The organism is Paenibacillus sp. FSL R7-0128 (assembly GCF_038002245.1).
Lineage (GTDB): Bacteria > Bacillota > Bacilli > Paenibacillales > Paenibacillaceae > Paenibacillus_AQ > Paenibacillus_AQ silagei.
On sequence record NZ_JBBOCD010000001.1, the window covers coordinates 7,602,369 to 7,623,483 of the forward strand.

The 21,115-nt window shown below is 46.2% G+C and carries 19 protein-coding genes and 2 pseudogenes; 7 read left to right on the top strand and 14 right to left on the bottom strand.

The annotated features are described in order from the left end of the window. Nucleotides 1-26: 26 nt before the first annotated feature. Nucleotides 27-1,310, top strand: a complete 1,284-nt coding sequence (locus NST26_RS32625) for an MFS transporter (protein ID WP_340957045.1) — start codon at nt 27-29, stop codon at nt 1,308-1,310. Between the two features lie 103 nt (nt 1,311-1,413). Next, nucleotides 1,414-3,129, top strand: coding sequence for an ABC1 kinase family protein (locus tag NST26_RS32630; protein ID WP_340957044.1), 1,716 nt, complete (start codon nt 1,414-1,416; stop codon nt 3,127-3,129). A 121-nt stretch (nt 3,130-3,250) separates the two neighbouring features. Here the strand turns inward: NST26_RS32630 and NST26_RS32635 are convergent, their stop codons facing one another. The 8 genes and pseudogenes from NST26_RS32635 to NST26_RS32670 all read right to left on the bottom strand — a co-directional run bounded on the left by NST26_RS32635 (nt 3,251) and on the right by NST26_RS32670 (nt 14,414). Further along, nucleotides 3,251-6,364 (bottom strand): ATP-binding response regulator, encoded by a 3,114-nt coding sequence (locus NST26_RS32635; protein WP_340980893.1) that lies wholly within the window; start codon nt 6,362-6,364, stop codon nt 3,251-3,253. Nucleotides 6,365-6,602: 238 nt separating this feature from the next. Next, nucleotides 6,603-7,364 (bottom strand): DUF3600 domain-containing protein, encoded by a 762-nt coding sequence (locus NST26_RS32640; RefSeq protein WP_340957042.1) that lies wholly within the window; start codon nt 7,362-7,364, stop codon nt 6,603-6,605. Beyond that, nucleotides 7,351-7,938: a sigma-70 family RNA polymerase sigma factor gene (locus tag NST26_RS32645; protein WP_036722972.1), complete on the bottom strand. Its 588-nt coding sequence runs from the start codon at nt 7,936-7,938 to the stop codon at nt 7,351-7,353. The genes NST26_RS32640 and NST26_RS32645 overlap by 14 nt, the downstream gene beginning before the upstream one ends. 152 nt (nt 7,939-8,090) lie before the next feature. Further along, nucleotides 8,091-8,759, bottom strand: coding sequence for a hypothetical protein (locus NST26_RS32650; RefSeq protein ID WP_155991243.1), 669 nt, complete (start codon nt 8,757-8,759; stop codon nt 8,091-8,093). 177 nt (nt 8,760-8,936) lie between these two features. After that, the gene (locus NST26_RS32655) at nt 8,937-10,316 is read right to left on the bottom strand and encodes an FAD-binding oxidoreductase (protein WP_036722975.1); all 1,380 of its coding nucleotides are present in this window, start codon (nt 10,314-10,316) and stop codon (nt 8,937-8,939) included. A gap of 223 nt (nt 10,317-10,539) precedes the next feature. Next, nucleotides 10,540-12,027 carry an aldehyde dehydrogenase family protein gene (locus NST26_RS32660; protein WP_340958188.1) on the bottom strand — a complete coding sequence of 496 codons (1,488 nt, stop codon included), beginning with the start codon at nt 12,025-12,027 and terminating at the stop codon, nt 10,540-10,542. Continuing rightward, nucleotides 12,019-13,101, bottom strand: a pseudogene (locus tag NST26_RS32665) (5-methyltetrahydropteroyltriglutamate--homocysteine S-methyltransferase); the annotation flags it as partial. The gene NST26_RS32660 and the pseudogene NST26_RS32665, both read right to left, overlap by 9 nt. A 104-nt stretch (nt 13,102-13,205) precedes the next feature. Then, the gene (locus tag NST26_RS32670; protein ID WP_340980723.1) at nt 13,206-14,414 is read right to left on the bottom strand and encodes a TerD family protein; all 1,209 of its coding nucleotides are present in this window, start codon (nt 14,412-14,414) and stop codon (nt 13,206-13,208) included. Between the two features lie 303 nt (nt 14,415-14,717). Between NST26_RS32670 and NST26_RS32675 the strand changes: the two genes are divergently transcribed. Together NST26_RS32675 and NST26_RS32680 are read left to right on the top strand one after the other, a co-directional pair. Next, a complete protein-coding gene (locus NST26_RS32675) occupies nt 14,718-14,957 on the top strand; it encodes a hypothetical protein (protein WP_209869054.1) in 240 nt (79 codons plus the stop codon). 55 nt (nt 14,958-15,012) lie between these two features. Next, nucleotides 15,013-16,440 carry an MDR family MFS transporter gene (locus NST26_RS32680; protein ID WP_339252500.1) on the top strand — a complete coding sequence of 476 codons (1,428 nt, stop codon included), beginning with the start codon at nt 15,013-15,015 and terminating at the stop codon, nt 16,438-16,440. Between the two features lie 109 nt (nt 16,441-16,549). Here the strand turns inward: NST26_RS32680 and NST26_RS32685 are convergent, their stop codons facing one another. Beyond that, entirely contained in the window at nt 16,550-16,909 is a 360-nt protein-coding gene (locus NST26_RS32685) for a MerR family transcriptional regulator (protein WP_339252502.1), read from the bottom strand. A 132-nt stretch (nt 16,910-17,041) separates the two neighbouring features. Here NST26_RS32685 and NST26_RS32690 point away from each other — a divergent pair, with 132 nt between their 5' ends. Beyond that, nucleotides 17,042-17,680, top strand: a complete 639-nt coding sequence (locus NST26_RS32690; protein WP_339252504.1) for a nitroreductase family protein — start codon at nt 17,042-17,044, stop codon at nt 17,678-17,680. A 16-nt stretch (nt 17,681-17,696) separates the two neighbouring features. Here the strand turns inward: NST26_RS32690 and NST26_RS32695 are convergent, their stop codons facing one another. Then, nucleotides 17,697-18,032: a winged helix-turn-helix transcriptional regulator gene (locus NST26_RS32695; protein WP_036722981.1), complete on the bottom strand. Its 336-nt coding sequence runs from the start codon at nt 18,030-18,032 to the stop codon at nt 17,697-17,699. Nucleotides 18,033-18,137: 105 nt separating this feature from the next. On the opposite strand from NST26_RS32695, the gene NST26_RS32700 reads away from it, so the two are divergent. Continuing rightward, the gene (locus tag NST26_RS32700) at nt 18,138-18,521 is read left to right on the top strand and encodes a RidA family protein (RefSeq protein ID WP_076085715.1); all 384 of its coding nucleotides are present in this window, start codon (nt 18,138-18,140) and stop codon (nt 18,519-18,521) included. A gap of 47 nt (nt 18,522-18,568) precedes the next feature. On the opposite strand, the gene NST26_RS32705 is transcribed toward NST26_RS32700, so the two are convergent. The 3 genes from NST26_RS32705 to NST26_RS32715 form a co-directional block, all read right to left on the bottom strand. Then, nucleotides 18,569-18,895 (bottom strand): hypothetical protein, encoded by a 327-nt coding sequence (locus NST26_RS32705; protein ID WP_339252508.1) that lies wholly within the window; start codon nt 18,893-18,895, stop codon nt 18,569-18,571. 92 nt (nt 18,896-18,987) lie between these two features. After that, entirely contained in the window at nt 18,988-19,428 is a 441-nt protein-coding gene (locus tag NST26_RS32710) for a hypothetical protein (protein ID WP_339252510.1), read from the bottom strand. Nucleotides 19,429-19,458: 30 nt separating this feature from the next. Beyond that, nucleotides 19,459-20,256, bottom strand: coding sequence for an APH(3') family aminoglycoside O-phosphotransferase (locus NST26_RS32715; RefSeq protein WP_340980725.1), 798 nt, complete (start codon nt 20,254-20,256; stop codon nt 19,459-19,461). Between the two features lie 79 nt (nt 20,257-20,335). Between NST26_RS32715 and NST26_RS32720 the strand changes: the two are divergent. Beyond that, nucleotides 20,336-20,476, top strand: a pseudogene (locus NST26_RS32720) (GyrI-like domain-containing protein); the annotation flags it as partial. On the opposite strand, the gene NST26_RS32725 reads toward NST26_RS32720, so the two are convergent. Beyond that, nucleotides 20,450-21,106 (bottom strand): nitroreductase family protein, encoded by a 657-nt coding sequence (locus NST26_RS32725; protein WP_340980726.1) that lies wholly within the window; start codon nt 21,104-21,106, stop codon nt 20,450-20,452. The pseudogene NST26_RS32720 and the gene NST26_RS32725 sit on opposite strands and share 27 nt — an antisense overlap. Nucleotides 21,107-21,115 lie beyond the last annotated feature (9 nt).

Sequence of the window (21,115 nt, forward strand, 5' to 3'; positions counted from 1 at the left end):
ATGCAGAAATGGAGGCCCCGAATTTCTTGAGACCACAGTTATTAACACGTTCCTTCTATTATCTCTGGACGACCCAGACGGCCGCGAATGCTGCCGATGTCTTGTATATTATGGCCCTGACAGTGCTGGTGCTGGACCGGACGGATTCCCTTGTCTCGGCGGCGCTGATGCCGCTGATGCGCAGCTCGGCCCAGATGGTGAGCGGCTTCATTGCGCCGCTGCTCATCAACCGGATCAAGCTGCCCTCGCTGCTGCTGATCTCACAGACAGGCCAGTTCCTGCTGTTTGTGCTGCTGGCTCTGTATCTGCAGCTTAACGGCGCGGCTGCTTCACTCACACTTGTCTTTGCTCTGGTCTTCGTCATGTCCTTCCTCGACGGCTGGACCGTTCCAGCCCGTAATGCGCTGGTGCCGCGGCTCGTAACGCGGGAGGAAGGGCTGCTTCAAGCCAACGGTCTGATCAGCGTCAGCGATCAGGTCGTGCAGTTTGCGGGCTGGGGACTGAGCGGCCTATTGGTCGCATTCCTTGGGCCCAGCCCGGCGCTGCTACTGACAGCGGCCATCTATGGGCTGGCGGCCGCATTTACGCTTGGCGTGAGAGAGCCAGCAGAAGCAATGGCTCAGATGCAGGGGCAGCCGGCGGGCTTGGAGCCGGTACCCCCATCCTCTTCGAAGTGGAAGACCTTGACCGAAGGCTGGCAAGTCATCTGGCGTATGCCCCGCCTGCGGATGCTGACCTTCATGGACATCATCGACATGCTTGGAGGCTCGGTCTGGGTCGGTGCGTTCACGCTGGCCTTCGTCCAGGTGGCGCTGAAGCAAGGCGAAGAATGGTGGGGCTTCATTAACGCAGCCTATTTCGCAGGAACGGTCGGCGGCGGGCTGCTGGTCCTGTCGGCAGTGCGTCTCATCGGCAACCGTTATCTGGGGGCGATGCTCATCGGTATGGCGGGCTATGGCCTGCTCACCATGGTGTATGCTCTGAATACCCAGCCGTATATAGCACTGGTCCTTGTCCTGCTGATGGGACCGTTCGCGGAGCTGTCGGTGATTAACCGGCGTACCCTCATCCAGCGCAGCACCAGTAAGCAGATGCTGCCCAAGGTGCTGTCGGCGCAAGCCTCGCTGCTGCATCTGGTGTTCTGCATCTCGCTGCTGGTCATGGCGGGACTGGCCGAACGGTTCGGGATCGTCAACCTGTATCTGCTGGCGGCGGTTTTGACATCGCTGGCTTTGGTGGTCGGCTTGCTCGGCCGCCTGGCATTCAGGGACGAACCTGAGTCATCAGCAGCCAGCCGCCCAAGCCTTTAATTGTATATCTGTCTGGTATGAAATATCATACAATTAGGCTCATGGATGATTAGAAGGAGAGATTTGGGATGCAGCATAATAACTCTGTGGTAGATGAACAAGTATGAGCGAATTCCTGAAATTAATGAAGGATGCAAGGTTCAGAAGAACCATGCGGATGATTTTCAAGTTCGCCTGGGATTTCTGGTGGCTGGGCAAGCTGAAGGTTGTGATGTCAAGGCGGCGCTTTGCAGCGAAGCAACGGGCCTTATACCGCAAGCAGGCAGCGTATTTCACGACTACCGCCATGGATATGGGCGGGCTAATTATCAAGCTTGGGCAGCATGTGAGTGCGCAGGTGGATATGCTGCCGAAGGAAGTTATTGAAGAATTGTCCAAGCTGCAGGATTCTGTAGAATTCGTAGATTTCTCCGAGATCCAGCAGAAGGTAGAGCGTGAACTCGGGGTATCCATCAGCAAGATGTATGCTGAGTTCAGCGAGACTCCTATTGCAGCAGCATCCTTCGGACAGGTCCACCGGGCCACCTTACGGACAGGTGAGCAAGTCGCCGTGAAGGTGATGCGGCCCGGGGTGGAGGACATTATCGCGATTGATTGGAAATCCATTCAGGTCGCTATTTCGTTATTGAAGCGCCAGAAGCTAATTACAGACTTCATGGATCTTGATGCCGTGTATGATGAGTTTCATGACACCATTATGGAGGAGCTCGACTATCAGCAAGAAGGGCGTAATGCCGAAGAGTTCAAGCAGCAGCTAGCCCACCGGAAGGATGTCGTGATTCCGCACATCCATTGGTCCTGTACTACATCGCAGGTGCTGACCATGGAGTTTATGGAAGGTGTCAAAATCAATGATTTCGCCAAGCTCGACGTTTGGGGGGTGGACCGGACCCAATTGGCAACATCGCTGATCGAAATGTTCGTGGAACAGATTTTATTGAATGGCTTGTTTCACGCAGACCCGCACCCGGGCAATGTGCTCGTGCAGCCTGACGGCACCATCGCCTTGATTGATTTTGGAATGGTCGGGCGGATCGCCCGTGATATGAAGACCCAGATGGTAGCCCTTCTGCTGGCCGTATATTTGAAAGACGCCCACGGCGCTATCGACGCTCTTAATCGTTTGAGATTCTTAAGACGCAATGTAGATCTGGAGGTCTTCTCCAGGAATCTTACGTTATTATTCGAACAAATCAACGGCGATACGTTCGATCTGAGTTTTGTGACGTCAGGCGACAATGTGGAAGAACTGCGTAATTTCCTCTACTCCCAGCCTTTTCAATTACCTGCCAATACCACATTCCTGGGCAAAGCCATAGGCACCGTGTACGGACTCTGTACCGGACTGGACCCGGATCTTGATCTGGTTGGGACGGTTAAGCCTTATGTGGAACAGGTGGTGCGGAGGGATCTGCGGGGAAGTGTTATCTCCAAAGTTGTAGAGGATGGCAAGAATATGCTCAAAGACATCCTTCCAACGACCAAGAAGTTCATGTCTGCAATCGATAAAATGGATAGCGGAGGCTTAAGGGTCAAGCTGGCGAGCTCCCTCGAGCAAAAATTAATCGAGACGCAGAATAAAAATACACAGCGGTTAATTGCCACCATCATTGGCGCAGTATTACTTCTGGCCGGGGTCAACCTGTGGAATGAAGTGAATCCCATCGTCTCTTATGTACTCGGCACCCTGGGCCTGCTCGTTATGCTGAGCCAACTCCGAACGAGACAAGGCCGCCGGGACGAAAGACATGCCAGACAAATCAACGCTATGCGTGAACGTAGCCGGTTGGAGAAGCCGAAGTCTAAATCGCGTGGATAACGAAAGGTGGATAACATTAACGCTTCGTACGAAACTAAACTGTACAAGTGGAAACGGCTTTGCCGTCCTTTTAAAGGACGGTACCGTTACCACTTCATCCTTCCGGCCGATCTCATCATTGTTATTCATTACTGCTGAGCGGAACGTGAAAAGTTACCGTTGTCCCTGCATCCAGCGAGCTTGTGATATGAAGGCCTGTTCCGAAATGCCGCTTCAAGCGCTGATCCGTATTGATTAATCCGACGCCGGAACTACTGCTTTTACGCCTTTCCAATAATCGCTGCAATTGAACCTCATCCATTCCGACCCCATCATCTTTAACTGTGATCTCTGCCCGGGTCTCCACGAAGGAAATACGTATGACAATGCTGCCTCCACGCTTGCGCTTCATGATTCCATGTTTAATTGCATTCTCAACGAGAGGCTGAATCGTAAGAAACGGGACTTTGATGCACCTGTGATCATCAATCTCCCAAATCACCTGCAGCCTCTCTTCAAACCGCACCTGTTCAATATATAAATAAGAACGCACTAAACTCAGCTCTTCTGCAACCGGAACAAGACTTTCAATGTTCTGGAATTTAAATTTGTTTCGCAGATAATTAGTGAATTCATCAAGCAAATCACGCATCTTCTCCAGATTAATATCCGTTAACGCTGATATAGCATTCAAAGCATTAAACAAGAAATGAGGCTTAATTTGGGCTTGCAGCCATACAGTCTCTAATCGCAGCTGTTCCCGAATGGATTGCTTAATCGTCGTTAGCGCCTGTATCCGCAATTTAAGTTCTATGGCTTCTACCGGCTTCGTCACATAATCGTTAGCTCCCGCCAGGAAACCGCTATGTATATCCTGTGGCTGGCTTCTAGCAGTAAGAAGCAGAACAGGAAGCTCTGTGAAGGTAAATCGCTCACGAATCCTTCGTGTCAGTTCATATCCGGACATCATCGGCATCATGATATCAGAGATTACCACATCCCATTCCTTCGTACCCAGAATAGCCAACGCTTGTCTGGCACTGGTTACCATGGTTGTATCATATTCGTCTGGTGGCAGTATGGCTTCAAGCACTTGAAGGTTAACAGGATCATCATCAATAATTAATAAAACCGGACGGTCGGAATCCATCTTGAAGAACCTTGCCGGTGTCTCATCACTCAGAGGGTTTGCGTTGTGCATTTTCATTGGAACAGGTTCTTGAATTGCCACAGCAGATATGGGTAACGGTTCAAAAGATTTCGCCGGCGCACTCTCCGCCTCCGCTTCCAAGCCTGCCAGTTGTAAAGAGAAGCTGAATTGCGAACCTTCTCCTTTAATGGAGGTTACATCCAATGTGCCCCCATGAAGCTCCGCCAGTTGTTTGCTTATACTCAGCCCTAACCCGAAGCCGCCTTCAATCATGGTCTCCGTTGTGTTGGCTTGCTCGTATGGATGGAATAGGCATTTAAGCATGTCCTCATCCATTCCAATTCCGGTGTCAGCAACAACGATATAAGCCCTCCCGTCGTTTACATAAGCCGAAATCAAAATAAATCCATCATTTGTGTATTTCACAGCATTATGAAGTAAATTAAAGAGGATCTGAATAATCCGGTTCTCATCTGCATGGACCAGAGGAAAATCTTTAGGAATTTGATTTGTAATTTGTATAGATTTCACCTCTGCATTCAATTGCAGCATATCAAGTACTCCCGTCACGATCGGCTGGATCGGTATAACCTTTTTGCTGATACGGGGATTGCCTTCCCGCAGGCTCATCACATCAATCAAATCGTTTAATATCAAGGTTAGCCGGTGCCCTACAGAAGAAACAGTTTCAAGCTCTTTGATGCTTCTTGCCTGCATTACATGCTGTTCCCGTTTCATAACAGATTGTGATAGGTTGAGCATGCTGTGCAGCGGATTTTTGAACTCATGTGAAACATTCGCCAGGAATTGATCCTTATGATCATTCATTCTTTGCAAGGTTGTTGCTAGCTCATTCGTGTTTTCGTACATTTTAAAATAATTCCTAAACCATACTGAGGCCAAACACCCCATTGAAATAATCAAATCAAACGGATAATAGAGAAGATTATAACCGCCCTCCCGCCAGAAGAGCATCCAGATCACATGATGGATCAACGCAAGGATGGAGAACAACAATAACAGATTCCCTCTCATATCCTTGACCACTGTTCTACAGATCGCAATCGTTGCAACGACTCCAGCAGTACCGCCTAGCAGATTATACACAGGGAAGATGCTGGTTAACTGATATGTATCCAACAATAGCGTAATCCCTGCGGTCCCCAAGATCAGTGCCCTAAATACAGGATATATTCTGTGCCAAAGAGCTAGTTCGCGATGATTCGTACACTCCAATAATGCATAGGCTCCAACTAAAAAAGCTACATTGGATAGCCGGAAATCCCATACGTTGCCGATATAAATGATTTGATGGAACAGCTTCTCATCACTGCTTAACGCACCGCTTAGTGTGAAAGAGAATGTCAGCAAAGAGAAATACAGCAACTTTGTCTGCTTGTTACCCAATACAAATAATATAAACGCATAGGCAGAATGGATCAGAAAGATAACCGTTGTCAGAACCTGCATAGATACCGAAAGTTTCATCTCCTGGATAATTGCTTCTTCTGTCCCGAATTTAATAGACCGGACAATGCCACCGCTCCGGCTATCCACATAATTGGACGCTTGAATTACCAATTCGATTACACCATCTTTGTCGGCCCTAAAGGTTGTAGAATACGGAAGATTCTTAGCGATAGAGATTTCTTCTGAATCTGCTACCCGCCCGGATTTAGCCAGTAACCGGCCGTTTACGTATACTTCCGACGAAGTGCGTATACTTGGCACACGAATACTATAGTTGAGATCCTGCTGCGGATTCACATATATTCGTAAGCGGTACGAGCCGAATCCATATGGAGTAGAGGTCCCGGGATGCACAGCTTGGTTCCATCCCCCTGGAACTTGAATCATCCTTGGCTCACTCAAGGCCAAGCCCTGCTGCTTTTTGCCATCCTTGAACCAATATGAGGAATACAATTCCCATTCCCCGTCAAGCAAAACAATCTGCCCGTCTTCTGCATTCCAATTACGCAAATGGAGTTCCCCGTTTTTTATCGAATCCTGTTGTAAACCGCCAAACAACTCCATCCATAATAAGCGTGAGCCTGATAGAACAACTAATAGTAACCCCAGGAATAAAAAGATGTACTTCATTTTCATTTGGTGACCCCATGAAAAATTAGCCAAGAGTATCCCTCTCCTACTCATTTCTTCTTCTTTATCTATCGGCTTCATGTAGTTTTTTGCTAAGAAATTTTGTAGCACAAAAAACTCGCAAAAGCCCATTTACGCACCCTCCCGACCTACCCTGCTCTATGGTCAGTTTGCTGATAAATAAAGCTCCTGCGAGTTTTGGTTTATAATGACTGATTTTTAAGCCATGCTGAGAGAGTAAGGGTTAAGAGCTCGGTTTCATCATTGTGTCTATCTTATCAACGTAAGGAGTGAGCACCTCCAATAACTTCTCTTGCTTTTGTATTTCTTCTGTCGACAACCGATCCATATGAACACTTCCGTCTGCATCAGTTACCTTGGCATCATAGCTTTTCAACTCATTTATTATGGATTCAAGCTCCCTATACTCCTGTTTAGTGAGTCTCTGTTCAGCCTTCTCAAGCAAGCTATCCCAGAAAGCGCCACGATCTGTGCCAGATACCTTTGCCTTGGATTTATCCGTTTCGTTCATTTTCTTGAAATACGGTTCAAGCTCCACCAGTAATTTCTTGTAAGCCTTCTGATCTTCTGCATTAAGCCGTTCTATGTGAAAACTCCCCTTGGAATCTGCCGCAAGCAGATTGTAATCGCCTAATTCCTTCAATAAGGACATAACCTTGGCAGCTTCTTCCTCGCTAAAATTATGCTTCAACCTCTGCAGCTTGGCCTCTAACTCCTCATATTTCTGCTGGCTTAGGCCAATCGTAGCAGCTGCTTCTTTCGAACCATACATACTATCCGCCAGATAATGATATCCGGCAAACGCTCCAGTAGGAATTAATAAAGTAGCTGCCAAAACGCCTGCTACGATCAACTTCTTTTTCATTCGTTTTCCCCCTTGTCCGGTTACGGTCTGATTTAGTATTCTCTCCTTCAGTTCCGGTGTGGCATTTAAATTTCTGGCCTCTTCCTGCAGAACTGTTCGCAGCTTTTCATTGAAATTCATGCAGATCCTCCACCTTTCCCTTAAAAAGAGTCTGATTCTCTGGCTTCTGACGAAGCTTGCGCAGTGCAGCATGAATACGGGATTTCACGGTACCTAGAGGAATCCCGAGGATTACGGCACTTTCCTCCTGCGATAATTCATTTAAATAATGCAGAATAATCACCTGCTTCAGCTTATACGGAAGACTATCTACGCTAGCAAGCAAGGAGTGGTTAGAGATCTTGTCGACAATCTTACTTGTGAATTCAGGCTCCACCACCAAATTGACCTGCTCTGCCTTCTTAAGAATTCGGAGATGCGTCCATCTCTTTCTCCGGTAGGCATGAATTTGTCGCACTGTTATTCCCATAAGCCAGGGTCTAAAGGGACGACTGATGTCAAAATGGTCAAGAGATCTGCGCATTTGAATATAAATCTCCTGAACGATATCATCCACCTCAGTTGTTTCGCGAACGAGGAAATGAACGGTTTGATATACATCCCTAATCGTAGCTTCATATAGCTCACTAAATGCTTCACGACTGCCGGCTAGCGTAAGCGTAATGAGCTGAGAATATTCTTTTGGATGCTCCATTCATCACCCCTCCCTTCGGTCTTACACTATATATTGGGGAATAAAGAATATTTCGTTCGATTTTTCTTCGGAAAAATACGGAATAAACCGATCAAAGTCCACTAAGGATTTTGATCGGTTTAATGTTGTCTGCCTAATGTTCACATTCCCCGTTAGTTGAGCAACAAGCTCTCGAAATGTATTATCAGTGAATCCAACGGATTCCCGATTTTCACATTTAATTCTTGCTCAACTTTAACGGCTGATTCCACCATAGATAATTGTGCAACAGAAATTTTCTTGTTTTTTTCTGATGCAAGTATCCCCTTTATGTACTTTGATAATTCTTCAACGTATTGCTCATTTTTACCTTGCATGATTAGCTCAAATGTATTCTCTATGACACGTGCCTCAATATGAATTGGCTTATCCTGTATAGAAGCAAATTCATTAAGCCTGCTCATTGTCCCTGCGACGGTTGCTGGATTAGTGAATAATAGAACTTGTGGTTCTGTAATACTGCAGACCGAACTAAAGAAAGGCTCATCAATTTTTATTATGGGAATAGATGTATGAAGCCGGTTTTCTTCAAGAAGAGCAATATAATTAGTACATGTGATAAGAATAGCCTCAACATTTGCTTGTGATATCCATTCTATTTGTTCGATGACTTTATTTTTGGCTTGTCCTTCATCGAAATTTTTATCTGATGTAATTCTACTCATCAAACCAGGATCCACAAAATGAACCAATTCCAACTCATCAGAGGTAAGAGCGTTTTGAATATACTGGATATTTGAATAGTGGGCGTGTAAACAAGCAATCTTCTTTTTCTTCATGATTTTATCTCCTTAAACCCGTACTTTGAGCAGTCCCGCTCCTTAATGATATCATGTTTCTCCAAAAAACTGCCCGTTTGCTTAATGATTATTAACAAAGATACGACCCGATTTAGTGTACTACGCTCCAGCCGCATCTTTGTTGATTAGTTTTCTAAACTCACCGTGGAGAACATATTGTCATTTTCTGATCTGTTTACCGACTGGAATACTCTGAGCAAAACGAAACACATTATGAGGATCGTACTTTCGCTTCACCTGCTTCAATCGGCCAAAGTTCTCGCCATAGTACGCCTTGGGCCAGTTCTTAATCTGCAAATCGGGAAAATTCACATAATCCCCTTTAACAAAGGGACGCAACGCTCTGCGGAACCTTTCCACCCACTGAATATTCCGCTCCTGCTCCCTGCTGTTTCTCCACCGGGCTGACAGTTCGTAGATTGTCTCAGCCTTCCGGTGAGGATAGGCCGTTTCAGCAGGCGATACTCGACTCACCGCGCTTCCTGCACCACCTAAGCTCTGGCTCCACACGCTAGAGTGCCTGTTGGGTGCTTTAGATAAAAAGTCGCGTATAATTCGTACTCCTTCAGGCGGCAATGGTTGGAATCCGTAGGCCCCGGTTATTTTAAACTTTGGTTCCAAATTCAGGTCCGCTTCGGCAAAAAATTTGGTCGCTTCAATAAAAGGCACTGTCTTCACCATCACCTTCACCGGAGTGCCTGCTCGCAAGAGCGGTCTAATCAATCGGCGCAGCTCCTCTGCACCGCCAAGCAATTGCCCGGTAGATACAATGGTGCCCACTTGTTTGGCAGACACCTCGATGGTTGAGGTTAGACGGTTCGTGACAGATGGGGCCCAGCGTTGCCATGCCGGGAACACCTTCTCAAGATCACGCCATTTCCACGTAATACTGTATATAGAAACTGATGAAATCGGTCTAACCCGAAATGTATATTCTGTAGCAGCGCCAAAGTTCCCTCCCCCTCCGCCTCGTGATGCCCACAACAGATCGGAATGCTTTTTCCTGTTTGCCACAATCGTCTTTGCCCCATATCGCCCCGAAGCTACGACCATCTTCACTTGCTTCAAGTTATCGCACGTAAGTCCAAATTTACGGGAAAGTAGTCCAATGCCCCCTCCAAGGGTAAGCCCCGCTACGCCTACATCCGGAGCAGTCCCCGCCGGAATTGCCACCCGCTTATTCCACAGCTTTTTGTACACACGGGCAAGCGGATTACCCGTTTGGACAATGGCCACTCTGTTTTTCCGATCAACCCTAACCTTATTCATCTCGCTCACATCGATAATAATACCGCCACTTACAGCCGAGAAGGCTTCATAGCTATGCCGTCCACTACGTACCCGCAGCCGTATGCCCCGCTCACGTGCCCATTTGACTGCGTTGATCACATCCTGAGTTCGTTGGCAAAAAACAATGACCCTTGGAAATTTAGAGAAGCGCCTATTGAACTCCATTCTAGCCGTATTGTACGACGGATTGCCTGGAATAACGATCCTTCCGGTTAACCGCGTACTTCTCTTTTTCAACTTTTGTGCCATCTATATTACACCATCCCTACACATGACATAAGCATTTCTCATCAGCTTATGTCTATGTTGGGAGATCTGTCCTAGTAACGGCAAACGCCCAGTTTGCAGCAGCTTTCCTATATCGTTCGTAATGCTGGTCTACCGGGTAACTCACTCTAGTTGCCAACGCAAAAAACACCTCCAAGGATCTCTCTATCTTACGACAGAGCTCATTCTCTTGAAGGTGTTTTGTTCACTCTGGGATATAAGGAAGATCCAGTGTCTTCGGAACATTGATCACATGCAGCTCTGTATACGTACGGATGCCCTCTGCGCCGTATTCACGGCCGATACCGGACTGCTTGAAGCCACCGAACGGGAACCGGACATCGAGCCCTTGCACAGCAGCTGTATTGATCATGGTCGTGCCCGCTTCGAGCTGACGTGCGACCAAGACGGCATCCTCTTCCCGCCCCCACACCGAGCTCGTCAATCCATAGATGCTCTCATTGTGCAGATGAATGACCTGCTCTACATCGTCGAATGGCAGAATTGGAACGGTAGGACCAAACTGCTCCTCCACCACAATCGGATCATGGTAATCGCAGTCCAGAACAAGCGTAGGCTGCAGGTAATACCCTTGTTCAAACCGCTGCTGATCCAGAATTTGGCCGAGCGGAATGACCTTAGCTCCGCGCTGGCGCGCCCCCTCAATCAGACCCTGCACGTAATTCTTCTGCTTCAGGTTATTCACCGGACCTACTGTCGTATTGGCATCAAAGGGATCACCGATGCGAATCCAGCGGTTAGCCGCCTCGATATATTTTTCAACAAAACCATCATAGATAGAACGGTGTACATATACACGCTTGGCAATCATACAGATCTGGCCTGTCGTCAGGAAGTTAGAAATAACAATCCGGCGCATGGCCCGCTCATCTTGAACATCAAAGCTATCCAGGAAGATCGCCGCATCATTGCCGCCCAGCTCCAGCGTCATATCCTTAATCGTTTCCGAAGCCGCTTTGATGATGTGCTTGGCTGTTGCGGTTCCGCCTGTGAAGGCGATTTTGCCGACAAGAGGATTACTAGTCAGTTCAACGCCCACATCCGCATCCCCATGAACGACATTGATGACACCCGCCGGGAACTCACCTGCGATCAGCTCTGCTACCTTCGCCGCCGCCAGCGGCGCAAACGGACTCGGTTTGAGCACAATCGTATTGCCCGCAAGTAAGGCAGGAGCAATTTTAATCGTAGATAACGCAATCGGATAGTTCCATGGACTGATCGCTGCCACCACACCCATTGGATCATAGGACAGGATGGTTTTACCATGGTCATGCTCCTGGACCTCTTCCTGTAGAACGGATGCAGCTTCATTACAAGCGAACTCCATCCACATTAACGAGACATAAATCTCACCATGGGCATCATATAGGGGCTTGCCATGCTCTCTGGACAGCAGATGGACAATTTCATTCTCCGCTGCTCTAATCTTCTCTATTGCCTTACGCATCCGGGTAATACGTTCATCAATCGAGGTCTTCTTCCATATTTTAAAAGCTTCTGCCGCCGCTTCAATCGCTTCCACCGCTTGTTCCTTCGTAGTGACAGGGAAATAGCCTACGATTTCAGCCTGGTTCGCCGGATTCTCTTTGGCTGACTGCGAAAGGGAGGGCACATGGTGACCATTAATGAAGGCCTCCACAACAACGGTCTCTTGGTCTGCCTTCCACACTTCTTCGGCAATTTCCTTCACATAACGAAGCTTGCGCCACTGTTGTTCTTCCGTAAGAATATTGCCTTCCTCTGTAGAGGAGAACCCGCATTGCGGGCTCAAGCACAGCTGCTCAAGGGGCACATAGGTTGCTGCTTCGGCAATCCGGGCTTTAATATGCTCTTTATCTTCTAGTTCGCCTGTTTTGGATGTGAGCAGACCCAGCACGATTTTCAAATCCGGCCGGTTCACATATTTCAGTGGCTCGAAGCTGCCTGAACGCTCATCATCAAATTCCAGGAATAAGCCATCTACGTCTAAGCCTCCAAAAATGACCTCAGAAGCATAATCATAACCACCGGTTGAGAAATAGTTGGATTTATAGTTCCCCCGGCAAATGTGCATCGTCACCACTAGGTCTGCCGGTTTATGGGCCAAGGTTTCGTTAATCATGCGCTGCATGATTTTGAGCTCTTCCGCCGGTTCCAGCCCCTTTGCACGCAGCTTATCGTGACCCGCTTCGGAGAACAGGTCGGCCCAGGCTGTATCATCCAGTTGCAGGTACCGGCATCCGGCATCATAGAACGCTTGAATGGCTTTTTGGTACGTCGCAATCGTATCTTGAAGGAATTGCTCCCGGTCGTTATAACTATTGGCCCCAGGCTCCAGCCGGTAGATCAGCATGTTGGGACTTGGAATGGTCTGCTTCGCTACGGCGTCACCTGCATGCTTTAGCAAAAACTCAAAATGCCCGATAAAGGGGTGGCTGGAGAAATCTACTTTACCCACCACACGAATGCCACCCTTACGGGTCTGCATATTATGGAACTTGGGCCCGTCGATCTCCTCATACAGCTCTACGCCGTCTAGGCCGCCCAGAAAGTCAAAATGCCACCAGCTTCTGCGGAATTCCCCATCCGTCACTGCGAATACGCCATTCTCCTTCTGCTTCTCAATAATTCGGATAATCTCTTGATCTTCCACCGCTTTTAAGGATTCATATGTGATGTTGCCTGCTTTATATTGTTCACGCGCCTGGCTTAAGTTCGCCGGACGCAGGAAGCTGCCTACATGGTCATTGCGAAAAGGTATCATCGCTACATCTCCTTACAACTTTTTAGTGTACTGAGTATAGCATGAGGGCAAAGAATGCAGGTTATATGAAAAAGGCATGATTGGTCATAGCTTTTCGCGATAACCTATTTATAATCATTTAAAGGTCCTTGATCCATTATCACTTCTACCATATTGGAGTCCCCTACCTTAAGAATCGGCCTATACTCTGAATTTGGACTACTGTAAAGCTCTAGCGGACTAATAATTACGCCATTTGGCGTATTATGAAGTATCCCGGGTACACAGGTATAGATCGTATCATTATTATTTGCATTCTTGGCGGAGATCGTAACTGAGGTTCCATTATGATTATCTATACTCATGGACACCTTATATCTGTAAAATGAACCGGTTCCATTGGATTGCGCTGAATAAACTACAGGAACAACCGCAAGAACATCATCTCTTAGTCTTAACTTGATGACCTCTGTCTTCTTTGATTTTTTACCTCTCCCCACATCGCCCATATGCTCAACTGTCCCTTTACCATAATTTTTGAGGGGAGGTGTTCCCGTTGCACCAAACATAGCTACATCAATCTGCTTTCCATCCTTTGTATAGACTAAAGCATAAATGTCATAATCCGTTCCAGTCTCCCAAGATACCGTAGCCGTAATTTCTGGTGTTTTCTCAATGATAACCGGCTTCTGCCCTTTATCGAGATTGATCTTCCCCTTTACCTTCTCAAGGTTGATGGACATAGCCGAACCAGGTTCCTTTGATACAGGCTCTTGAATGATCTGAGGTTTAGAATGCTCACTTGGCTCATCCGCTTCTACTTCAACACCATAGTTTTTGCATAACCCTTCAAGCCCGGAATCAAATCCGCGCCAGATTGATTTTACCTTGGTCTGACCGTTCCTTAGATATAATTCAAGCACTACAATTCCATTCTCGTTCGTGAAACTGGATGGGGATAAGTGAATGATCGTATTTTGCGTACATATCTCTGCTTCCAGATTCTTCACATTCGCGAATCCTGTGCTGTTATCCTCTGTCAGAGTTACAGCTATTTTGGTTATACCTTCAGGGACCTTATCCATGTCGAAATTCAGCTTATAAACTTTGGTATTACCGGCTTGCTCGGCTGGTAAAAGCGTGGCTACACCTGAGGAACTTGTGGGCTGATTATAAAAGATGATTCCGCTATCTCCTTGCACCTTATCAGCATCCGTTAAGAGGAAGGCTGTTAAAGAAACGTCTACCAGAGTAGAGATTTCGTGGCTAATCGTAATGCTACCTTTTGCGGCACTTAAAGTTGTATTTGCTCCCATTTGCAGAAATTGATTCACTCCAACCACTCCAATCCATTTAATGGCTCGTGCTGTCTCAATAATATTAACACAGGGAGGAAATACTTGGGATATAAAACTATAAAGGGCCCCGTTGAGTTAACCGGCACGTTATAATACTCCCCTAATCGCGTCCCGTCAAGAAATAATTTGAGAATGAGCGGCATAGCGAGGGAGACCCCCTTATGTTATTAAAATAGGAATGGATTTCCGAGTATGCAGAGTGATATCGCTTTTTCCATTTGAGACGGTGTCACGTAAAATAGTCTTCAGATTAATGAGAAATACGGAAGGGAGATCTGTATGAATAGCGTGGACAAAATCAGATTTTTACTCTTTTTCGGCGAAGAGCCCGAGGCAGATTGTTACGGGTATATGGAACGGAATCAGGATGGCCATAGAATCGCCCTCTACAATAGTAATGGTGAGGAGATCGATATGTATGGCGGACATCAATTTGTCAGGGTACAGGCGCTTGGCAAATTTGATGATGAAGACCGCGATAATTTCTACTCCTTGTTAGAAGGTGATGGTGTAGGATAATCAGCACAATCAGACAGGTGAAGATTTGATAATGAATATTCTCTGGAGGTGGAAGATGGACGAACAGGTTCAAGAGACAAGCAGAATGAAGAGTGGGGCGATGCTAGCCGCCCTGCTCATCGGTGCGTTTATTGCATTCCTTAACGAAAATTTACTTACTAATACTTTTCCCGGATTAATGCGTGAGTTCAACGTTACCGCTTCAACCATACAATGGTTATCTACCGGTTATATGCTGATGATCGGCATACTGGTGCCGGTGACCGCATTGCTGCAGCAATGGTTCACGACTCGCCGGATGTTTATGTCCGCAATGACGTTATTTTTAGCAGGTACCTGCTTGTGTGCAGTCTCCCCTGGATTCGAAGTCTTGCTGATAGGCAGGGTTGTTCAGGCTTGCGGGACAGGATTATTGATTCCGCTGATGATGAATACAATTCTTGCCCTCTATCCTCCAGAACGCAGGGGGGCTGCCATGGGTCTCATGGGGCTTGTCATCATGGTCGCCCCAGTCATCGGACCGGCTTTGTCAGGTTTAGTTATCGATACCTTGGACTGGCGGTGGCTGTTCTACATGGTGATTCCTGTCGTGTTGTTTTCAATTATTTATGCATTCATAAATTTAAAGAATGTTACAGAAATAACAAAACCACGGGTCGATCTTCTATCCATTGTGATGTCAACCATCGGGTTTGGTTTTATCACCTACGGTTTTAGCCAGACCGGTGTCGGGGCTAGTCCTGGGAGTTACAGTTTGATTGCTATAGGCGGGCTCTTCTTGCTCTTACTTATTTGGCGGCAACTCAAAATTAAAGAGCCTTTGATTGATCTTTCCGTATTCCGGTATCCCGCTTTTTCTTTGGTAGCTGTATTGATAGTGGTGCTCATGATGGTTTTATTCGCCACCACGACATTGCTGCCGATCTATATGCAGGATGTGATGCAGTTAACGGCCTTCGGGACAGGGTTACTTCTGATGCCAGGCTGTATTTTGAACGCAATACTGATGCCTGTAACGGGAAAATTGTTCGATAAATTCGGGCCGAGATTCGTCATAATGCCCGGACTGCTCATGATCGCCCTATCACTGTGGCTGTTTGCCGGTATCGATAGCGATACAACCCGAGGCTCCGTTCTGTTCAATCATGTTCTATTATTCTTAGGCATATCGTTTGTCGTCATGCCGGCTCAGACAGCAGGAATGAATCAGCTTCCGCGTCACCTGGTCCCCCACGGCACAGCCATCTACAATACGCTCCAACAGATTGCCGGAGGAATTGGCATCGCTTTGTTCGTCGGCATCATGTCATCCAGAGCCAATCGTTATCTTCACCATTCACCTGATCCCGCTGCGATTCAAGATAGAGCACACAGTATTGTTGCCGGTTTGCAAACGGTTTTTGGGATTGAATGTATTCTCACAATTCTTGTTTTGGTGCCAAGTTGGTTTATCAATGGCCGTCGTCTTGAAAGGACTCATTAAAACTTATTTTTTATCTCACTACGTAGCATAGAGCCTTCACTAACATAAAAGTGGCGGCTCTTTTTACTATGCTTTTATCGGGCATACTGCTAATACAAAATAAGCACCATTATTGCGATTTACATCCGGTCTGAAAATGCGCTCTGCCCTCCAGCACATCACCCAAAAACTTTTGGGATGCATTCAACTTGGCTTCTAACTCCTGGATTTCTTTGATTTTCTCCTTTACCAATGCTTCCTTCTTAATATACGAGCTCTCATTGATAAGTAAAACTAAGTCCTGGATCGTTAAACCTAAAGTAAGTAGCATTCTCACATCCTGCAAATAGGTGACCACTCCTTCATTGTATACGCGGTAATTATTTTCATCCCTCGAAATAAACTGTTCAGGAATCAACTGTTTACGTTCATAGAAGCGCAAGGTGGATATGGGTAATTCCGTCAGCCTGGAAACTTCATTCGCTCTCATATTCTGCTCCTTCTAAATCAATCATTCATTTATATTTGCTATAAACCAAGGTTCATAGTTCAAAATAAAAATATGATAACCCGGGGCAGCGCTACTGTCAAAATAATGGGTTACATCAGAAGGAGTGCATTTATGCTGGAATCTATTCAAAATAATGATTTTGTCAACATTCTAACCGGCCGCCGTTCCATACGACAGTACGATGAGGACGTCAAAATTTCGGAGGAAGAGCTGCACGCTATGATTCAAGAGGCAAGCCTTGCGCCCTCTTCTGCGAATATGCAGCCATGGCGTATAATCGTGGTTCACTCCCCTGAAGGGAAAGACAAGCTTCGGCCTCTGGTCCAGTTCAATACGCGGCAAAATGATACATCTGCGGCGATGCTCATCATTTTGGGAGATACGCAGAGCGATTTATATGTAGAGAAAATCTATGATACTGCTGTGGAGCAAGGAAAAATGCCCAAAGACATACGCGACAAGCAGGTTGCGCAAATTCTGGGCATGTATCCGCAAATACCTAGAGAATTAAAGGTCGAAATTTCCAAAATTGATGCAAGTTTATTCGCGATGCAACTGATGCTGGTAGCCCGTGCTCATGGGTATGACACCAATCCGATGGCAGGCTTTGAACGTGATCAGATCGTTAGCGCCTTTGATCTGGACGAGCACAGGTATGTTCCGGTCATGATCTTATCCATCGGCAAGGCCAAAGATGAGGGCCATGAGTCCGTGCGCCTGGGTAGCGAGGAAATTACCTTTTGGCGCTAATGTGAATGTATGAACCTTACCGGTTCTGTGCTCCCCACTCGCACAGCTGCTCCAACACAGGTAGCAGTGTCTGCCCTTTCGGTGTCAGCGAATACTCCACTTTGGGCGGAATCTGCGGATACTCCACGCGCTTCACCAGCCCGTCAGCCTCCAATTCCTTAAGCTGCGCGCTGAGAACCTTGTATGTCACCGCTCCGAGCTGTCTATGCATTTCATTGAATCGAATCGAGGGTTTGGCGGACAGCAGATACAGAATCGCCATCTTCCACTTCCCGCCGATCACCGACATCGTATAACCGAATGGTGTGTCTTGGATCACCGTCTCCTTGCCCTTCAAATCTGAAATGCCCATGTTCACGCTATCCTTTCGGATAGTAGCCCACTTCTTTGTGCGTACTATCCCTTTATTTTTGCTCAGTCTATAATAGCTTTACTTTGAAGTAAAGGGGCTAAAGCAATGACAACCATCCGAACGTACAACCATACCCTCTGGGATCACGGGATTTCGCAGGGGTACCTTGTCGACAACACGCTGTATATCTCGGGACAGTTCTCCCATGATGCGGAGGGCAGCTTCGTTGGAGCAGGCGATATTCAGGCACAGATGACACAGACGCTGAAGAATTTGGATACCGTGTTACAAGAGTTCGGAGCAACCAAGGATAATCTGGCTTACGTGGAGCTGTATCTGACGAATGCGCAAGAGCACGGGGAAACCGCGATCGGACTGTTCAAAAAGTATGTCGGAGAGCATCGGCCGGCGGGGAGCATGATCGGGGTGACTTACCTGGCATTCCCGGAACAGTGGGTAGAGGTACGGGCTGTGGCGCATGTTGGTTAAGAAAAAGAGGTAGGGTTCAACTAAACAACGCTACTGGCAGAGTAATGTCAGTAGCGTTTTAGAATTTGCGGAATCTCTCCATCAGAGTAGTAGCGGATGGCCTTACCCGTTTTTCCAGCATACTCAATCTCATTTCTTGTGCTGTTGCCAATGTAGCCATTTACATCAATCACGAAGATTTCGTCAGAAAGATCAATCTTTCTAAAATGCAGATCTCCCAGTAACTCCGCTTGTTCTTCCGTGATTTCAAAACCTTCAGATTGTTCAAAGAAGGCTACACTAATCACTATGTTTCCTTGTAGTGTAAGAAATGCATTAGCCTGTTCAAATTGCTTCTTGAATTTTGTAGAACCGCATAATGTAATTATTTTCATAAGCATATCCTTCCTGAGCCGTTTTAGATGTTTTTCAGGTAACCCGTACACTATTCGAATTCTTGCTGAAGCTTGGTTAACCACTTGCCCAGTTACGGAAAATCCAACTCCTCATCGAGGATACGGAATATCTCCCTACTCCGCACCGGATAACGGGCATCCAGTTCCTCCCACTTCCGCTTCGGTAAAATCAAAAATTCGTGCGTATCCGAAAAATATGAGGCCTCAAAAAGCCGGATTTCGTATTTGTCCCGGATCAGCTCCTGAAAGCCGCGAATCGTGATGTAGCGGTCATCTCCGCTAAAGGTAAGCGCAATCGAATGCATCTGTCCATTGTAGGTAACATCCAGTCCTTTGTCCGTAGGCGTCACCTCGACCGTTTCATCGGGAAGCTGTTTACCGAACAAGCGGACGATCTCCTCGTCCTCCTCTCCCCAATCTACAATGACGCTGTTCGCAAAAACAAATTGCTGCAGCTGTTGCTCATCTCCTTCGAATAGCAATGTCAGCTCGCTGTCGCTTGGCATTCTCATCCCCGTATCCTCCTTGTGTTCACTTAATGATCAGGCCCAAACCAAATGCTCTACAACTTGGTAGAATCTTATTTTTGCATAATCAATCTCTGATACACCATAGGATGAAAAAAATAACTTGACCCATTGCTCGCCGAAGTTTCTGATAATGCTCTTCTCAGCTACTGCCAAATCGTAATAACGCTCCGCAATCCCGCAATTTCCCAGATCGAAAAATCCACTTATAGAGTCATTAGCAATAATGATGTTTGGCAGGCTGTAGTCACCATGTGTGAATACTAAATCTTCTTTGAGTTCCCGAGAATAATTGTTGACTTCAAGCAGCAACTTTTCAACATTGTCCTCACCAAATCTTCTGTGCAGCTCCTTTGAATCAAACTTAATCCCTCTACTCAACTTGTACTGAATAGTGCTCATCAGCTGTTCAAATGAATGATCAAAAGGACAATCTTTAATTGAAACTTCATGAATTCTCCGAAGACCTTGTGCCAATAAAGAGATCATTTCTTCTGTATTTGAAGAATATTGCATGTTGGAAGCTTCAACGCCTGGCAATTCAAGTGTTAATAAATACTCATAATTCCCGATCAAACCGAAATCAATAACCTTCGGAACAGGTAACTTATTGTATAACCACAATAACCTTTGGGCTTGTCTTTCTAAAGATTCGGCCTTACCGACTTCCTGAATTTTCAAATACTTATTTAATCCACTTTTACTCTGAATATAATAAGTCCTAGCCGTATTTACCCAAATCAATGAAGTTGCGTCATCTCCAACCAACTTAAGGAATTCAAAGGGTACTGCATCTTTTTCTCCAAAACTCATAATGTTCGCCTCTATGGCTCAATCAATATCGTTTCAAAATACATATCATATTCCTGCAAACTTAGGCCCCAACGATAACGTTAATGCTTGGCAGCGCTTATATACAGAATGGCTTCCTACATCTGGATACGAGCTTGCCAATCTTCCTTGTATAGAGAACTATTTGGCTCCAGGAGATAAAATAGAGCAGGAATTATGGGTTCCCATCATTGCCAAGTAGCAACGAAGGTACCCTATCTATAAACGTTATATCCTCAATATCATGTCTTACAGTGGAATGACCCTCTTGAATCCCTCTGCCCACACTTAATAACATAATATCTTCATAGTGCTGGGGAATATTGAGCTCTTCGAAAAGAGCAGCTTTATCATAACCTGACATCGTGATGGTCTGGTAACCTTTTTCGTTCAAAATAAGGACTAAGGTCATTGCAGCCAGACTGCCATCGCGGACCAACTCTTTTAAATAATCTTGCTTAGACATGTTTCGATAATAACCAATGGCTGCATTTGTTAAATACGTTTTAGTCTCTTGAGTGAAATAACCTTTCTCCAAAGCCTTGTCTTGAATAGCATAGATATTCTCAGCATGAAAAGTACGGTAATCCCCCAAGATCAAAATCAAATAGCTGGAGGTTTCAACCTGCTCCTGGTTATATGCAAGTGGTTTAACTTTGGCGCGCAACTCCTTATCTTCAATGAGTAAATAACGTGTACTCTGAATGTTATTTCCGTTGGGTGATTTGGCAGCCAGTTCAATCGAATCAAGTATTTCCTTTCTTTCAATCGTATAGTTAGGATCATAATGTCTGACTGATTTCCTTTGTAAAATAATATCTTGCAGACTCATTTTAACGCC

What these genes read in the sequence shown, in the direction of transcription:
- NST26_RS32645 (WP_036722972.1), bottom strand. Translation starts at nt 7,938, where the DNA reads ATGGAGCATCCAAAAGAATATTCTCAGCTCATTACGCTTACGCTAGCC.
- NST26_RS32690 (WP_339252504.1), top strand. Translation starts at nt 17,042, where the DNA reads ATGCTGGAATCTATTCAAAATAATGATTTTGTCAACATTCTAACCGGC.
- NST26_RS32675 (WP_209869054.1), top strand. Translation starts at nt 14,718, where the DNA reads ATGAATAGCGTGGACAAAATCAGATTTTTACTCTTTTTCGGCGAAGAG.
- NST26_RS32725 (WP_340980726.1), bottom strand. Translation starts at nt 21,106, where the DNA reads ATGAGTCTGCAAGATATTATTTTACAAAGGAAATCAGTCAGACATTAT.
- NST26_RS32635 (WP_340980893.1), bottom strand. Translation starts at nt 6,364, where the DNA reads ATGAAAATGAAGTACATCTTTTTATTCCTGGGGTTACTATTAGTTGTT.
- NST26_RS32630 (WP_340957044.1), top strand. Translation starts at nt 1,414, where the DNA reads ATGAGCGAATTCCTGAAATTAATGAAGGATGCAAGGTTCAGAAGAACC.
- NST26_RS32685 (WP_339252502.1), bottom strand. Translation starts at nt 16,909, where the DNA reads ATGAGAGCGAATGAAGTTTCCAGGCTGACGGAATTACCCATATCCACC.
- NST26_RS32695 (WP_036722981.1), bottom strand. Translation starts at nt 18,032, where the DNA reads ATGGGCATTTCAGATTTGAAGGGCAAGGAGACGGTGATCCAAGACACA.
- NST26_RS32700 (WP_076085715.1), top strand. Translation starts at nt 18,138, where the DNA reads ATGACAACCATCCGAACGTACAACCATACCCTCTGGGATCACGGGATT.
- NST26_RS32715 (WP_340980725.1), bottom strand. Translation starts at nt 20,256, where the DNA reads ATGAGTTTTGGAGAAAAAGATGCAGTACCCTTTGAATTCCTTAAGTTG.
- NST26_RS32710 (WP_339252510.1), bottom strand. Translation starts at nt 19,428, where the DNA reads ATGAGAATGCCAAGCGACAGCGAGCTGACATTGCTATTCGAAGGAGAT.
- NST26_RS32655 (WP_036722975.1), bottom strand. Translation starts at nt 10,316, where the DNA reads ATGGCACAAAAGTTGAAAAAGAGAAGTACGCGGTTAACCGGAAGGATC.
- NST26_RS32680 (WP_339252500.1), top strand. Translation starts at nt 15,013, where the DNA reads ATGGACGAACAGGTTCAAGAGACAAGCAGAATGAAGAGTGGGGCGATG.
- NST26_RS32705 (WP_339252508.1), bottom strand. Translation starts at nt 18,895, where the DNA reads ATGAAAATAATTACATTATGCGGTTCTACAAAATTCAAGAAGCAATTT.
- NST26_RS32640 (WP_340957042.1), bottom strand. Translation starts at nt 7,364, where the DNA reads ATGAATTTCAATGAAAAGCTGCGAACAGTTCTGCAGGAAGAGGCCAGA.